This is a genomic window from Mycoplasma mobile 163K (genome assembly GCF_000008365.1).
Taxonomy (GTDB): Bacteria; Bacillota_I; Bacilli_A; order Mycoplasmatales; family Metamycoplasmataceae; genus Mycoplasma_J; species Mycoplasma_J mobile.
In genome coordinates, this window is sequence record NC_006908.1 from 700643 (window position 1) to 716168 (window position 15526).

At 25.0% G+C, this 15526-nt stretch carries 14 protein-coding genes; 8 read left to right on the top strand and 6 right to left on the bottom strand.

Annotation, left to right across the window (positions count from 1 at the left end; genetic code table 4):
- Window positions 1–321: 321 nt before the first annotated feature.
- The 4 genes from thrS to MMOB_RS03095 all read right to left on the bottom strand — a co-directional run bounded on the left by thrS (window position 322) and on the right by MMOB_RS03095 (window position 4138).
- A complete protein-coding gene (gene thrS / locus MMOB_RS03080; RefSeq protein WP_011265088.1) occupies window positions 322–2061 on the bottom strand; it encodes a threonine--tRNA ligase in 1740 nt (579 codons plus the stop codon).
- Between the two features lie 318 nt (window positions 2062–2379).
- Window positions 2380–2622, bottom strand: a complete 243-nt coding sequence (locus tag MMOB_RS03085; protein ID WP_041362979.1) for a hypothetical protein — start codon at window positions 2620–2622, stop codon at window positions 2380–2382.
- Between the two features lie 10 nt (window positions 2623–2632).
- On the bottom strand, window positions 2633–2971 hold the full coding sequence (locus tag MMOB_RS03090) for a hypothetical protein (RefSeq protein WP_011265089.1): 339 nt from the start codon (window positions 2969–2971) through the stop codon (window positions 2633–2635).
- A gap of 738 nt (window positions 2972–3709) precedes the next feature.
- Complete coding sequence (locus MMOB_RS03095; protein WP_011265090.1) at window positions 3710–4138, bottom strand: lipoprotein 17-related variable surface protein; 429 nt, start codon at window positions 4136–4138, stop codon at window positions 3710–3712.
- 212 nt (window positions 4139–4350) lie between these two features.
- Here MMOB_RS03095 and MMOB_RS03100 point away from each other — a divergent pair, with 212 nt between their 5' ends.
- Window positions 4351–4731, top strand: coding sequence for a lipoprotein 17-related variable surface protein (locus tag MMOB_RS03100; RefSeq protein ID WP_041362981.1), 381 nt, complete (start codon window positions 4351–4353; stop codon window positions 4729–4731).
- A gap of 267 nt (window positions 4732–4998) precedes the next feature.
- On the opposite strand, the gene MMOB_RS03105 is transcribed toward MMOB_RS03100, so the two are convergent.
- Both MMOB_RS03105 and uvrB read right to left on the bottom strand, forming a co-directional pair.
- The gene (locus MMOB_RS03105) at window positions 4999–5349 is read right to left on the bottom strand and encodes a thioredoxin family protein (RefSeq protein ID WP_011265091.1); all 351 of its coding nucleotides are present in this window, start codon (window positions 5347–5349) and stop codon (window positions 4999–5001) included.
- Between the two features lie 84 nt (window positions 5350–5433).
- Window positions 5434–7413 (bottom strand): excinuclease ABC subunit UvrB, encoded by a 1980-nt coding sequence (gene uvrB / locus MMOB_RS03110; protein ID WP_011265092.1) that lies wholly within the window; start codon window positions 7411–7413, stop codon window positions 5434–5436.
- A 107-nt stretch (window positions 7414–7520) separates the two neighbouring features.
- On the opposite strand from uvrB, the gene MMOB_RS03115 reads away from it, so the two are divergent.
- From MMOB_RS03115 to MMOB_RS03145, 7 genes are all read left to right on the top strand, one after another.
- On the top strand, window positions 7521–10355 hold the full coding sequence (locus MMOB_RS03115; protein WP_011265093.1) for a hypothetical protein: 2835 nt from the start codon (window positions 7521–7523) through the stop codon (window positions 10353–10355).
- A 52-nt stretch (window positions 10356–10407) separates the two neighbouring features.
- Window positions 10408–11055 (top strand): LemA family protein, encoded by a 648-nt coding sequence (locus MMOB_RS03120; protein ID WP_011265094.1) that lies wholly within the window; start codon window positions 10408–10410, stop codon window positions 11053–11055.
- A gap of 8 nt (window positions 11056–11063) precedes the next feature.
- Window positions 11064–12125 carry a hypothetical protein gene (locus MMOB_RS03125; protein WP_011265095.1) on the top strand — a complete coding sequence of 354 codons (1062 nt, stop codon included), beginning with the start codon at window positions 11064–11066 and terminating at the stop codon, window positions 12123–12125.
- 46 nt (window positions 12126–12171) lie between these two features.
- Entirely contained in the window at window positions 12172–12609 is a 438-nt protein-coding gene (locus tag MMOB_RS03530) for an adenylyltransferase/cytidyltransferase family protein (protein ID WP_011265096.1), read from the top strand.
- A 63-nt stretch (window positions 12610–12672) separates the two neighbouring features.
- A complete protein-coding gene (locus MMOB_RS03135; RefSeq protein WP_011265097.1) occupies window positions 12673–13236 on the top strand; it encodes a dephospho-CoA kinase in 564 nt (187 codons plus the stop codon).
- Window positions 13237–13331: 95 nt separating this feature from the next.
- Window positions 13332–14528, top strand: coding sequence for a glycine C-acetyltransferase (locus MMOB_RS03140; RefSeq protein ID WP_011265098.1), 1197 nt, complete (start codon window positions 13332–13334; stop codon window positions 14526–14528).
- Window positions 14529–14561: 33 nt separating this feature from the next.
- Window positions 14562–15512 carry an L-threonine 3-dehydrogenase gene (locus tag MMOB_RS03145; RefSeq protein WP_011265099.1) on the top strand — a complete coding sequence of 317 codons (951 nt, stop codon included), beginning with the start codon at window positions 14562–14564 and terminating at the stop codon, window positions 15510–15512.
- The last annotated feature ends 14 nt before the right edge of the window (window positions 15513–15526 follow it).

Genomic DNA, 15526 nt, shown 5'->3' on the forward strand with positions numbered 1-15526 from the left:
ATTTTTTTAAAATTAATTTTGCATAAAAAATTTTTGAAATATTTCCAGAATTAATAGATCCAATCAAAAAGATTTTGGTTGTTTTTTTCAAAAAACTTTAAAGCTTTTTCGATTTTTCCATTTTCGATAAATGGTTTTCTATTATTTTGTAGAGAATTGATTTTAAATAAAAAAGTCAAAACAGAAAAATTTCTAATCAATATTTTTGAAAAAATTTGATATTGCCAATTTTACAAAATATAAGTACTTCCATGATGAAATCAATTTTTTAGATTTGGTAACATTTAAAAAAGAGCATAAAACTCTTTTTTAAATGTTCAATTAAGCTTTTTTATAATCTAAATTTTTTAAGAAGTTTTCAATAGTTGAAGTTGTTGTGCTTTCTTCTCCATAAGCTCTGATTGTAATTGTTTTTGTTTTAGCTTCTTCTTCTCCAATTACAAAAATATATTTAGTTTTTGAAATTTGAGCTTCTCTAATTTTTTTGCTTAGTCTTTCATCTCTATTGTCAAAATAAACGTGAAATTTTTTAGATTTTAAAGTTTTATAAACAGAATCGGCATATTCAATTTGCATTTTATCATTTGGATTAACAACAGCTATTGCAAATTGTTTTGGAGCTAACCAAAAAGGAAAAACACCTTTGTTTTGTTCTAAAAGAATAGATAAAAATCTTTCATATGTCCCGATTAAACCTCGATGAATTAAAACAGGTTTTTCACGCTCATTATTTTCATTAACATATGACATATCAAATTTTTCTGGAAGTAAAAAATCCAATTGCAATGTTGACATTGTGATTTCATGGTTTAAAACTGTTCTAACTTGAAAATCTATTTTCGGTCCATAAAAAGCTGCTTCGCCAATCATTTCTTTATACTCAATTTTTAATTCTTTTAATACAGTTTCCAGATCTTTTTCTGCTGTTTCTCATAATTTATCATCTTGATAAAATTTTTCTTTATCTTTAGGGTCACGTCTTGAAAATGAAACATAATCAATTTTAATTCCAAAAATACTTAAAGCTTCGTTGATCATTTTGTATAAATGTTTAAATTCATCAACAATTTGACTTTTTCTTGCAAAAATATGACCTTCAGTCAATTGTAAGGCTCTAACTCTTTCAAAACCAGTTAATGCGCCTGATTTTTCATGCCTAAATAATCATGACTGCTCACTAAATCTTTTTGGCAAATCACGATAGCTATATAATCTTGAATTAAAAATTAAAATATGATGAGGGCAAGTCATTGGTCTTAAAATAAGATTTTCGTTTTCAACTTTAATTGGTGGATACATATCATCTTTGTAATGTGCTCAGTGACCACTTGTTTCATAAAGTTTTTGTTCACCTACAATCGGAGTATGCACTTCATCAAAACCATACCTGTCATCAAGTTCCAAAACTGTTTTCATGATAGCGTTTTTAATTTTCATTCCATTTTCTAATCAAATAGGAAAACCTAAACCTGAAAGGGGGGAAAACATAAATAAATCTAGATTTTTTGCAATAGTTCTATGATCTCTTTCTTTTCTTTCTTTTAATAAATCTAAATACTGATCTAATTCCTCTTGAGTTTCTCAAGCAGTACCATATATTCTTGTTAGTTGTTCTTTGTCACTATTTCCTCTTCAATAAGCTCCTGCAATTGAAAGCAATTCAAAATGTTTTACTTCAGAAACATTTTGAATATGATTGCCCAAACAAAGATCATTGAAAATAATTTTGTTCAACCTTGGATCTTTAATTGCATAAAAAGTAACATTTTCTCCTTTTTGCTTTAATTCGTCATAAAGTTCTTTTTTAAAGGGTTTTTCGGAATTAAAAAAATCTTCTCCATGATGTTTTTCCAAAATGTAATTTTGCTTTGTAATTTTTTGCATTTCTTTTTTAATTTTTTTTAGATCTTCTTCTAATAGTGGTTTTTCAAATTTAAAATCATAATAAAAACCTTCATCAATTGCAGGTCCGAACCCTAGCTTAGTATTTGGGAATAATTTCAAAACGGCCGTTGCTAATAAATGACTCGCTGTATGGTTCAATTGTTTGTTTGCTTTCATTTTTACTTTTTAACTCCTTAAAGAATTTGTTAAAATTTTATTTATTTAACATTCAATATAATTATACAAATAAGAAAGTTTTATTGTAATTTAAATATATATTAAATTTAAAAGTAAAAAATAGTCTCTAAAAGTATTTTTGATACTTTTTTAGAAAAATTTTAATTTTTGGAATTTAACTCTTATCTAGTGAATAGAATTTTAATTTTTCTCAAGATTTCCATTCTATTTTTATTAAAAAAAATGGCATTAAAAATTGTTTTAGAAATGGAATGAATATCATATTCATTAGGTATAAATAAAATAATGAGCACATATTTAAAAAAGATTAAATGCTTTTATTTTGAATTGTTGGAAGGATTTTACCAAAGCTACATCTTTTTCAACATTTTCAAATCTATTTTTAATTTTATCTAATCTTAAATTTATACTTTTTGAAAGATTTTCAATTGCATTTAAAATATTTTGATTTGATTTTGTAGATTCTTTTTGATAAAAACTTCTCCGTAATATATTTATAAGAATTACCTCATTAAAAATTTCTTCTAATTTTATAGACACAAAATTATAACTAAATATTTTTAAATTTAAGTTCTTTTTGAATTGTAGGAAGTGATTTGATAAAAGCAACATCTGATTTTAAAATACTAACATCTTTTTCAACTTTTTCAAGTCTATTTTCAATTTTATCTAATCTTGTGTTTATACTTTTAGAAAGATTTTCAATTTTAGTATCAAAACTTTTAGAAAGATTTTCAATTGCATTTAAAATATTTTGATTTGATTTTGTAGCTTCTTTTTTGATAAAAACTCCTTCAATAATATATTTATAAGAATTACCATCATTAAAAATTTCTTCTAATTTTTGAATTTCTGATTTTCTTATTATTTCTAATATTTTCTTTTTCAATACTTCTCCTTTAATTTTATCTTTTTTGTATAAACTTTTTGAAAAGTTTCAATTTTTTATAGTTTTAAACTTTGTTATTGCAAATTTAATTCAAGTAAAAATTCTTATGCAATTAGGTAAAACTTACAATTATTCCTTTTTGTTATAGAAATTATTTTTAAAAAATATGGAATGTTCTTAATTTATTTTTAAAAGACAAATTGAACTTATTTTGTGATTTTTGCTAAGATTTCAATTATCTATTTTCAATAAATTTTTGCTTTAATAGTTTTAATTTCTTAAAATATTTTTAAAAATTGATCATAATTTCAAAATTTTCATCTATTACTATATTTTCATAAACAATTATTTATTTTCCCTTTCAATTACAAATAACTTAAAATGAATTTTCTCAATGAAAATAATTTTTGAAAATGAAATTTTGAATTTGAAATATTTATCATAGTGCAGATTTAAAATTAAAATGATAATTTACAATAAGTGAAATTAGTTTATACACATAGTATTCATAAATTTTAAAGATCTGTTTCAAAAATATTTTAAGAAAAAAGTGATTATTTAACAAATCTTTAATCATATTTATATTATTAAAAGTACTTAATTTTTTTACTAATTAAGTACTTTTAATTTTCTTTTAAGACTAGATATTTTTAGCTTTGAGTTGTTTTTGAATTGTAGGAAGTAATTTTATCAAAGCTACATCTTTTCTTTTCCATATATTTTCCTACTTTCTTTGATTTACTTTGATTTTTTAAATCCTTTAATAAATTTAAGAGCATTAAGTGTTGCGCCTTGATATTCCCCCGTAACTTTCAATGTAAAAGAACCATATTTATCTTGTGAATGAGCAATAGTTTCACCATCAATACTAATATTGAAAGTAACTCCTTTAATTGGTGGGGGTGTATCAAAGAAATCAGTAAGATTTTCATTTGTAATTTCTGAAGGTAATGTATTACTGATATCAATTTTTGAAACTAAAATTAGAGATCTAATTGTATCTAAAATAATTTGTCTTTTTCAAAGTACATCAGGACTAACACTTGTTACTGGATCAGTTGTGCTTATACTTGTACTTGTACTTGTATTACCACAAGCTACAACAGCAACCATTGGAATTACAACCATTGTCGTTGCTCCTAAACTTAAAAATATTTTCTTTTTCATATATTTCTCTCTTTCCTTTGAGTTTTATAACTCAATTATATTTTCTAGTTGTTAGATGTATTTCTAACTAAGCAAGCAAAATAATTATAAAAGTATTTCTTTATTATAATTATTTTATCTAAACTTTTTTAATTTGAATAAAAAGTAAAAAATCGTTGTCTCACTCTTATAATTTTATCATTAAACTCATAAGAAAATAATATTAATTATTTTTGTTTTTATTTTGAAAGAAAGTAATATTTTTTAAATTTTGATTTATTTTAGGAAAGCAAAATTGTTTCAATATTTTATTTTCTTTATCTACAAGTATAAGTACAACTGATCCAGTAACAAGTGCTAGTCCTGATGTACTTGCAAAAAGAGGAGTAATTCTATCTGCAATTGATAAGGTAATTTTTAATCCAATAGGTGATTTTGCAAATACCTTACCTTCTCAAGTTAATAATGAAACTTTAAATCAATTTATAAAAACACCAGATTCAATTAATGGAGTAAGTTTTATTGTCAGTATTGATGACGAAGCAATTAAAAGTTCAAGTGATAAACAAGGTGTATTAGTAATTAGAGTAAGTGGAACATTAGATGGTGTATAAAATCAAAGTATTATAACTATTGGTGGTTTTAAAAAATCAGAGTAAATCAAAGAAGGTAAGAGGATTATGAAAAAGAAAATGTTTTTAGGTTTAGGAGCAACAACAATGGTTGCAATTCCGATGGTTGCTGTAGTTGCTTGTGGTAATACAATATTTAAATATTCTTTTAATTTTTAAATAGTTTTTCAAAAGATTATTAATTAAATACAAAATTTTGCTAAATTACTCTAAAAATAAAATTTAAAAATACAAAATAGTCCAATAGGACTATTTTGTATTTTTAAGAGCCTCTTCGACTCATTCTACTAATAATTCTTTAGGAAAGTATTCAAATCCTTTTCTAAAAATTTCATTATTTTTTAAGACAATGTGTGTAGGAATTCTTAAAACTTCTCATTTATTTCCTGTTACTTTTCATAGACCTGATTCTTCAGCATCTACTCTTAAAAATTTTACTTTATCATTATTTTTAAAATGATCTACAAATTCTTCTACAACAGGCGCCATTGCTCTACAATCTCCACAAGTCTCTGTTGCAAATTCTAAGTAAATGACTCTATTGTGATTTTTTTCAATAAAATCTTGTGCATCTTTTCATTTGTAAGTTTGTAATGACATATTTTTTCCTTTATTTTTACTTTATATAAGTATAACTCTTAGCTTATATTATATCATTATATTTTTCATTCAATTAGAATTATACTAATTTGCTTCTAATTCTAAAATAATATCTCTTAGCTCTGCTGCTCTTTCAAAATTTAATTGTTTTGAAGCATCTAGCATTTGATTTCTTAAATCTTTTACTAATGCTTCTTTTTCTTTAATTGATTTTTTTGTTTTTGAATGTGACATGAATGAAATTAAACTCTCATTTAATTTCTTATCTTCAATTGCTTCAGTTATTGGTTTAATAATTGTTTTTGGAATAATGTTATGTTTTTTATTGTAATCCATTTGAATTTTTCGCTTGTCAAGATTATCATAAATAGTTTCTTCCATGCTTTTAGAAATATTATTTGCATAAAAAATGACTCTACCATTAACATTTCTTGCTGCTCTACCCACAATTTGAATTAAAGATTTTTTACTTCTAAAAAATGACTCTTTATTTGCATCTAAAACCATAATTAAACTAACTTCTGGTAAATCAATTCCTTCACGCAATAAATTAATTCCAATAACAGTATCATAAACTCCTTTTCTTAATTTTCTCAAAATTTCATTTCTTTCAAAAGTTGTGTAGTCTGAATGAATATATGCAACTTTTTCTTTTTTTTCTTGAAAATATCTTGTAAGTTCTTCGCTGACTTTTTTAGTTGTAGCTAAAATAAGAGTTCTTTGCTTTTTAGCTTTTTGTTTTTGAATTTCATCAAACATATCTTCCACTTGATTTTGTTCTCTTCTTATTTCAATAAGTGGATCTAATAAACCTGTTGGTCTAATTATTTGTTTAACAATTTCACCATGTGCTTGATTAATTTCGTAATCTGAAGGAGTTGCTGAAATGTATATTTTTTGAAATTCATATTTTTCAAATTCATGAAATTGCAAAGGACGATTATCAAGAGCTGAAGGAAGTCTAAATCCATAATTAACAAGGTTTAATTTTCTTGCTCTATCGCCATTATACATTCCATTAAGTTGCGGTATCATCATATGACTTTCATCAATTATTAATAAAGCATCATTTGGTAAATAATCAAAAAGTGTAAAGGGTTGCTCTCCTTCTGCTCTACCATCTACATGACGAGAATAATTTTCAATTCCAGGACAAAAACCAAATTCTTCAAGTGATTCTAAATCATTTCTTGTTCTATCTTCTAATCTTTGTTTTTCAAGAAGTTTTCCTTCTTTTTCAAAATATTCTAATCTTTGATGTAATTCTTCTCTAATTCTTAAAACTGCTGCTTCAATTGTGCCTGTAGGAGCAGTGTATGCTGAAGCTGGAAAAATTAAATATTCTTTAAATTTTTCAATTGTGATTTTGTTATTAGAATCAATTGTTGAAATTTTTTCAATTTCATCTCCAAAAAATTCCACTCTTATATGAAAGCCTTTAGTTCAAGCAGGAATAATATCTACAAAATCCCCCTTTGCGTTAAAACTGCCTGGTTCGCTTGCAACATTATTTCTTTTGTAACCCCTTTGAACTAGATCTAATAAAAATTCTTTTCTTGAAATTTTTTGAGCTATTGAAATATTATAAAAAGCACTTCAATATTCTTTTGGTTTTAAAGCTCCATAAATTGAAGCAACACTTGCCACAACGATAGTATCTCTTTTTGTAGAAATAGAGTTTAATGTTGACATTCTCATCTCTTCTAAATCTCAATTAGATTTGGTAGTTTTATCAATATAAGTATCAGTATTTGGCATGTAAGCTTCGGGTCTATAGTAGTCAAAATAACTTACAAAATATTCAACTCGGTTATTTGGAAAAAAATCTTTTAATTCACTATAAAGTTGACTTGCTAAAGTTTTATTATGCGAAAGTAGTAAAACAGGTCGATTTGCTGCTTTTATTACATTTGCAATTGTAAAAGTTTTTCCACTACCTGTTACTCCAAGTAAAACTTGAGATTTTTTATTTTGTTCTAAACCTTCAATTAATTCTTGAATTGCTCTTGGTTGATCACCTGTTGGTTTATATGTTGAAACTAATTCAAATCCTTTATTTTCCATAATTTGAATTATACAAAAGTTTCTTTGTGAAAAATTTTAATGATTTACATTTTAGAAAATAACAATAATTTAACTTTTTCAAAATCATAAAAATATAGAATTAAATTATGATCACTAAAAGAAAATTAAGTAAAAAGAAAAAGTGACTGATAGGAATTAGTGCATTCGGAGTAGTTTCTACTTCGATAATAACTCCTATTCTTTTAATTGCTTCAAATCCAACAGTTAATAGTTCAAGTGCATTTAATAAAGAAAAAGAACAAAACTGATTAAATGAAAATACTTTTAGTATTAAGTTGGAAGAAAAGAATCGTTCAATTACTCCGTTTAAATCAAATTCACTAACTTTTTTCTCTCTTGCAATTGAATCTCCTAATTATTTTAGTGTTAAAAATAATTTGGAATCTATTGAATTCCCAGAAGATTTTAGTGAGGCAATAAGCTATAAAGTAGTTGAATCAATTCCTGAACAAGGAAAGATTTTAGCAAATATTCATTTTCAATCTGGTGCGATTAAAGAAAAAGTAGAAATATCAAATTTTTTAACTACTAGTCAAGCTGAAAATATTTTAAAGCAAAATTTATCTCATATTAAAATTTTTTCTGCAAATCCTTCTATTTCTTATACAAATAAATACTACGAAGATATTTCAAAACCTGATTCTACTATTAAAGAAAATGAAACAAATATTAACAAAGACTATTTTTTTGAGGCAATCTCAAACTCTATTGCTCCAAATCTTGAATCAGTACCTAAAATTTTTCCAAATGACTTTATTATTTTAGGTTTACCTAAAAATATTCCTGTTTCATTTGTTAGACAATTCATTTCAGTGTCTCCTGAAAATCAAACTGTTAGACTTGATTTTAATGGGTTTGATTATCCTTCAGTGATTGGGATTAAAATTCAAGGGTTTAAACCTGTCTCAACAAATGTGAATTCAATGAGTTCTTACAATTCTGATTTAGAAAAATTAAAATCATTAACTTTTAAATCTAAGCCTATTGAATTGCCTAAACAAAATCAGTTAGATTCTAACAATATTTTTTCTTCTGAAACTTTATTAGAAAATTTAATAAATTTAAATGAATCAAATATGCTAAATTTTATTAAGGATAATTTATTGTTAAATTATTTATCAAATGTTACAACAACAGAAGCAAATTTCACAATTATTTTAAAATCGGGCGCTAAATTTACTTGAGAAAGTTTAAAATTTAATAATTTAAAAACAGAATTTTCATCAATAAATGATTTATATAAATATGCAGAGAATCAATTTAGTAACTTATCAATCCAAGAACTTGAATTTGATTTACAAAATATGAATGTTAAAAATGGACAAATTCAAAAAACTAAACAATTTATAAATCCCACACCTCAATCATATTGAAGTGCATCTTCTTTTATTGACAAAATAAGAAATTCTGAAGTAAAAATCAACAATAAAAGTGGCTTAAATTTAAGTATTTCATATTTACTAGATGGAACTGTTAAATCACTTGCACCTATTGTAGGAGAAGCTACTGGAGAAATTAAAATTTCTTCTAGTGAAACAAATTTAAATTTTGTAACAACTCAAGCTAAAATTCAACCTCTTTTATTTTGATCAGAAAAAGATGAAAGTACAAATATATTTAAAATTTTCACATACCCTTCAATCCAAACTTTATATGCAGGGGGGGATGTTGAAATTGATGCTCCTCTTTCAGGTCGTTTTTTTTCAGCAGGAGGTAATACTCTTTTAAATAGTCCTGAAATAGAAACTAAATTACCTAAAGAAGGAGCAAAAATAAATATTGGTTATATGTTAGTTACACCTGATTCGAGTGGTAAATTTATACCAAATTTAAATTCTACTCAAATTGTAAAAGCTTCAATAAGTACAAGTAAAACTAATAGTTCTCAAAATCTTAGTTATTTTTCTTTCATTTCAAACATGTTGCCTCAAGATGAAAAAAAATCTTTGGAAGATGTTCCTCAAAAATCTTCAATTATTATCAGAAGTTCAAATAGCTATTATGATGATGTTAAAAACGGAATTGTTGACACTAGAAAACAAGACTTATATTTAGAAAATAAAATTCATTTTGAAACTCATGTAAATCCATATTCTAAAGATGAAAGTGGCAATTGAATTTCAAAATTGGGAAGTAAAAGTTTTTCAAACTTTAGTTTCACAATTCAAAATCAAGGAGAAATTGTAAACAACTCTAATTTTTACAATAAACAAGAATTGGATACTTTATTAGATGTTCAAATTGATGAATTATCTAAGGATTTGAATCAATCAACAAAAAAAATTAATTTATATTTTAATGAAGTATTTCAAAATCTTGAACAGAATAGAGTTCCAGCAAAAATTGGAAGGGATAATTTAGAATTAGCAAAACTAGATTCAAGGCAATTTATCCTTAAAAATGGGTTTAGAATATCACTTAATGAATTAGTTGTTGAAGACAAAAGGATTTTTGCAAAGATGAATTTAATAGGAGCAATAAATTATTTGTCATATTTTGATAAATTAAATCCTTTGTGATTGAATTTGAATAATTTAAGTAATGTTGAAGTTGAAATAATTCCTATGATACATTCGCTAAGTTCAAATAATAATCATAATATTTATTCAAAATATGAAATCAATTCACTTTCAAGTTCAATTACAAATAAAAATTTTGACTTAATTAAATATGAAAAAAATTTAAATGAATCAAAGTTAAGTGAATCAATACCTTCAATTTTAAAAAATCAAAAAATTAGTAATGGATTTTATTTAAAATTCAAAAATTCCGATGAGAAGACCAATAATAATTTGTTTGCTTCTCATGATTTAGAATTTGCAAAAATTTTTGGAAGTAGAACAGGAATTTCAAGTGCTTATTTTTCATTATCAGTTCTTACTTTACAATATGCTGTATTGAAAGATGAAATAAGTGAATAAAAATTTATTTTTATTCATGGTATAATTACTAAATAATTAAAAAGGAGAGACTATGAAATCAGTAAATATGAGAGAAAGTGTAAATGAAAAATCTTTCTCTCCAAACGCAGATAATAGAATAAGAAGACCAGAAAACCCATTATGATTAAAAATTATATTTTGAATTTCTTTTGTCTTAATTATTCCAATAATTTTTTATATTGTTTGATACATTAAAACAAAAAATTATTTTATTGAATTACAAACAAGAATTAACCAACAAGCTTCTGGAATTGATATCCAATTAGCAAAAAGAAGAGATACATTGGTTAAAACTTATGAATCTGTAAAAGGATACTTAAGACATGAAAAAGATATTCAAGAAAATATTGCCAAACTTAGAAGTCAAGCAATAAATCCAGAAAATAGAGGAGAAGTTGCTTCGCAAATTGAAAATTTAACTTCTCAATTTAAAATTTCTTTTGAAAATTATCCAGATTTAAAAGCAAACACAATTATGATTGATTTCATGAATACTATTGAAGATCTTGAAAGAGAAATTGCTGCAGCTAGAAGACTTTACAATTCAGATGTTCAAAGATATAACCAACAGATTCTTTCTGTACCTGGAACAATTGTTTCTTACAATAATAAATTAGAAACATTCCCACTCTTTGTTGCTTCAGCGCAACAAAGAGAAGATGTTGAAATTAAATTTTAGGTCTTTTTATGAAAGTAAAAAAATTCAGAAATTTGATTGAAACTAATTATGAAGATCTCTTTGATGAGGAAAGTGTTCTTAAGCACATTGTAGAAAATTTTGAATTTAAAAGCCCCACTTCAACTGTGGCTTTTATTATAAAATTTTGAGCTCTTTTAGTTTTTATCCCGATTATTATTGCCATTATTTTTATTTCAATGTTTTTTACAACACTAATCTTTCCGTTGCTTATTGCTTTTATTGTTTTTATTTTTATTACATTTTGTATTTCATCAATAGTGTTAACAATATTTCATCGTTTGAAAAAACAAATTAATTATGAAATTAAAAGAAGTTTAAATGTTTCTAAAATTTATAAAATAATTTTAGATAAAGTGGAAAATATTGATATTTTCGAACACAATTATAAAGATTTAGAAATGTTTGTGTGAAATTATTCTAATGTTGTTTCAACGACTGTAAAAATGAATACTAATGCTAGAAGTACTTCGTATTCAAGACCAAGAAATGAATTACTTTTTAAAAAATCAGATGTCCTTCATGGAGAATTTAATCAAAAACCTTTTAGTATTGGTATTGCAACATGACGTTATGAAGTTTATGATTCAAAAAACAAAAGAACAGATTATTATTATGTTGATAGTTGTGTTTTAAAAATAGATAAACATGCTTCAAAAAGTGACTCACCACTTTTTGTAAACGACAAACATAGTGGTCCAAAAGAATTAGATGATCTTGAGAATAGAGATTTTAATAAAAAACATAAAATTAGAACAGCAGATAGAATATTTAGTAGAAAAATTTTTACTATTTACACACAAGAATTATGATTAAAATTGGAAAAAATGAGCGGTTTAAATACTAAAGTTGCAATTTTTAATGATGAATATGTTCAAGTGTTTAATGGTAAAAATATTAATCAGAATCTTTTTAAAATTAATCCTAGAAAAATAAAAACTTATTCAAAAGAAGCAATTGCTAAAAGTATTCTTGAAGATATAAAAGAAGATCTTAAATATTTATTGTTGCTTTTAAGTTATTTTGGTACAAGTGAAGAAATGAACAAGTAAAATTTAAATGCATTGCTGCATTTAAATTTTTTGTGTGGAGGAATATATGAAAATAATAAAAGAAGAAACAAAAAATGCTCTTTTTGTAGGAAGTTTTACATATTTTAAAATGGGGCATTTTGATGTTGTAAAAAGAGCTTTAAAAGTTTTTGATTATGTTTATATTGCACCAAGTATTAATGAGGAAAAAAATAATGAAAATTCTTTAGAAGAAAGATACTTAAAATTGAAAAATAAGTTCAAAAATTTTAAAAGAATTGAAATCATAAAAAATACAGGAGATTCTAGTAGTCTTGCAAAAAAATTAAATGCTTCAATTGTTAGAGGGGTAAGGATTGATGATGAAAATATCTTCATTCGCGATTCTCTTTATGAAAAAAAATTAATTCAATATTATGAAGAACATGGTGTTGAATGTTTTGTTGTTTATAATAAATCAAATTCTGAAGAATTTTTCCCTGAAAATTATCAAATAGACTATTAAACTTATTTTGTAATATCCACTTTAAAGAAGAAAATAAATAGTTTATAATTGATTATATTATAAATGATAGCAATTACAGGAAAAAGTGGTGCAGGCAAAACTTACTATAGCACTAAATTAAGAAAATTAGGTTACAAAGTATTTATTGGAGATGAATTTAATAATATAATTTATTCTTTTAATAATGAAGGTTACAACTTAGTAAAAAATCATATAAGCGGTACTTTAGTTAATGAAAAAGGTGTTGATAAACCAAAATTAGTTGCTTGAATTTTAGAAGATTTTAAAAATAATTTGGAAAAATTGAAAAATTTAATAGAACCTTTGCATTTTGAACATTTAAAAAAAAATAAATATGATTTTGCAGAACTTGCTCTTATAACTAAAGAATCAAATTTTAGAGATTTATTTTTAGAAATAATTTTTCTTAATATTTCAGAAAATAAAAGAAAGAAAAATTTAATTGAAAAAAGAAAAATTAGTCTTGAACAATATTTAAATATAAATAAAAAAATTGCTGACCATAGTGAAGGCAAACATTTTTTCAATATTAAATTTGAAATTGATAGTGTAAAAGAAGAAGATGTTTTGAATTATCTAATTAATAAAAGCAAAAATAGTAATTAAATTTTTATTTATTGTGCTTAAATGAATGCTTTTTTTCTAAGTGTGCAAATTTGAGGTTATACTTATTATATAAACATAACAATGAGGTACTCCAAATGAATTTTTCAAGTTACAATTTAGAAAATTTTTTAGATGAAAATCTAAAAAATTTAAAGGAGAAAAATCTTTATTCAACAATTGATACACTTGAAGGTGCAAATGGCCCTGAAATAATTATAGATGGAAAGAAAAAAATAAATTTAGCATCAAATAATTATCTTGGTTTTGCAACACATCCTGATTTAATTGAAGCATCAAATAATGCAACGATAAAATATGGTGTGGGTTCAGGAGCTGTTAGAACTATTAATGGAACTCTTGATGTTCATATTGAACTTGAGAAAAGAATTGCCAAATTCAAAGGAACAGAAGCATCTATTGCATTTCAATCGGGTTTTAATGCGAACATGGGTGCAATTTCTTCGATTATGGGAAAAGATGATGCAATTCTTTCTGATAGTTTAAATCATGCCTCAATTATTGATGGGTGTCGTTTATCAAAAGCGAAAATTATTCGTGTTGAGCATTCAGACATGATAGATCTGGAACAAAAAGCAAAAGAAGCAACTGAAAGTGGTCTTTACAAAAAAATTATGTATATTACTGATGGTGTTTTTTCAATGGATGGTGATGTAGCAAAATTAGATAAAATTGTAAAAATAGCCGAAAAATATAATTTAATCACTTATGTAGATGATGCACATGGTTCGGGTGTTCTTGGTAAAGGAGCAGGAACTGTAAAAGAATTTGGTTTATCAAATAAAATTGACTTGCAAATGGGAACTTTATCAAAAGCAATAGGAGTTGTTGGAGGTTATGTAGCAGGATCTCAAAAATTAATTTCTTGGCTAAAATCTCAGGCTAGAACTTTTTTATTTTCAACTTCTTTAACTCCAGGCTCTTGTGCTGCTATTATTAAAGCGATTGATTTAATAGAATCTGATTCTTCGTATGTTGAAAAATTGTGAAAAAATGCGAATTACTTTAAAAAAGAATTGCAAAAAATAGGTTATAACATTGGAAATTCTCAAACACCAATCACTCCTATTATTTTAGGAGAAGAAAAATTAGCTCAAAATTTTGCAAAACGTCTAATAGAAGAAGGTGTTTATGTTAAACCAATTATTTTTCCAACTGTGCCTTTAGGAACAGCAAGGGTAAGAAATATGCCAAGTGCTGCTCATTCAAAAAAAATCCTTGATGAAGCTATTAAAATTTATTTAAAAGTAGGTAAAGAAATGAAAATTATTTAACTTTCATTTCAAAAATAATATTAAGGAGAAAATATGAAAAGAATTATTGTAACAGGTTGTTTAGGTCAAATAGGATCGGAATTAATTGCTCGTTTAAGAAAAGACAAAGGAACTGAAAATGTTCTTGCAACCGATATAAAAAAACCTGAAAATCACCCTGTTATTAAAAATGGGTTATTTGAAACTTTAGATGTTTTAGATGAAGTTAAAATGTATGATCTTGCTAAAAATTTTAAAGCCGATACAATTATTCATTTAGCCTCATTGCTATCTGCAACAGCAGAAGATAAACCGCAATTTGCTTGACATTTAAACATGACAGGTCTTATGAATGCTTTAGAAACAGCAAGAAAACTAAATTTGAAATTTTTTACACCAAGTTCGATTGGAGCATTTGGGCCAGAAACACCTAAAGTAAATACGCCTCAAGATACTATCCAACGTCCTAAAACAATGTATGGAATTACTAAAACTGCGGGTGAGTTATTATGTGATTATTACTATAATAAATTTGGGGTTGACACAAGAGGAGTTCGTTTTCCGGGATTAATTTCTTATGATACTTTACCTGGCGGAGGAACAACTGATTATGCTGTTGAAATTTATTATGAGGCAATAAAAAAAGGTATGTATAAATCTCCTATTGGTAAAGGTACTTATATGGATATGATGTATATGCCTGATGCTATTGATAGTATTATTAAGTTGTTAGAAACACCGCAAGAAAAATTAATTCATAGAAATGCTTTTAATGTGTCTGCAATGTCTTTTGATCCTGAAGAAATTAAAAATAGTATTAAAAAATTTATTCCAAGTTTTTCAATGACTTATGAAGTAAATCCAAAATTGCAAAAAATTGCGAATTCTTGACCTGATTCTTTAGATGTATCAGCCGCTAAAAAAGAGTGAGGCTTTTCTCCTAAATATAATTTAGATGAAATGTCTAAAGATATGATTGAAAAATTAAATAAAAAACTAGCTTAATGCTAGTTTTTTAT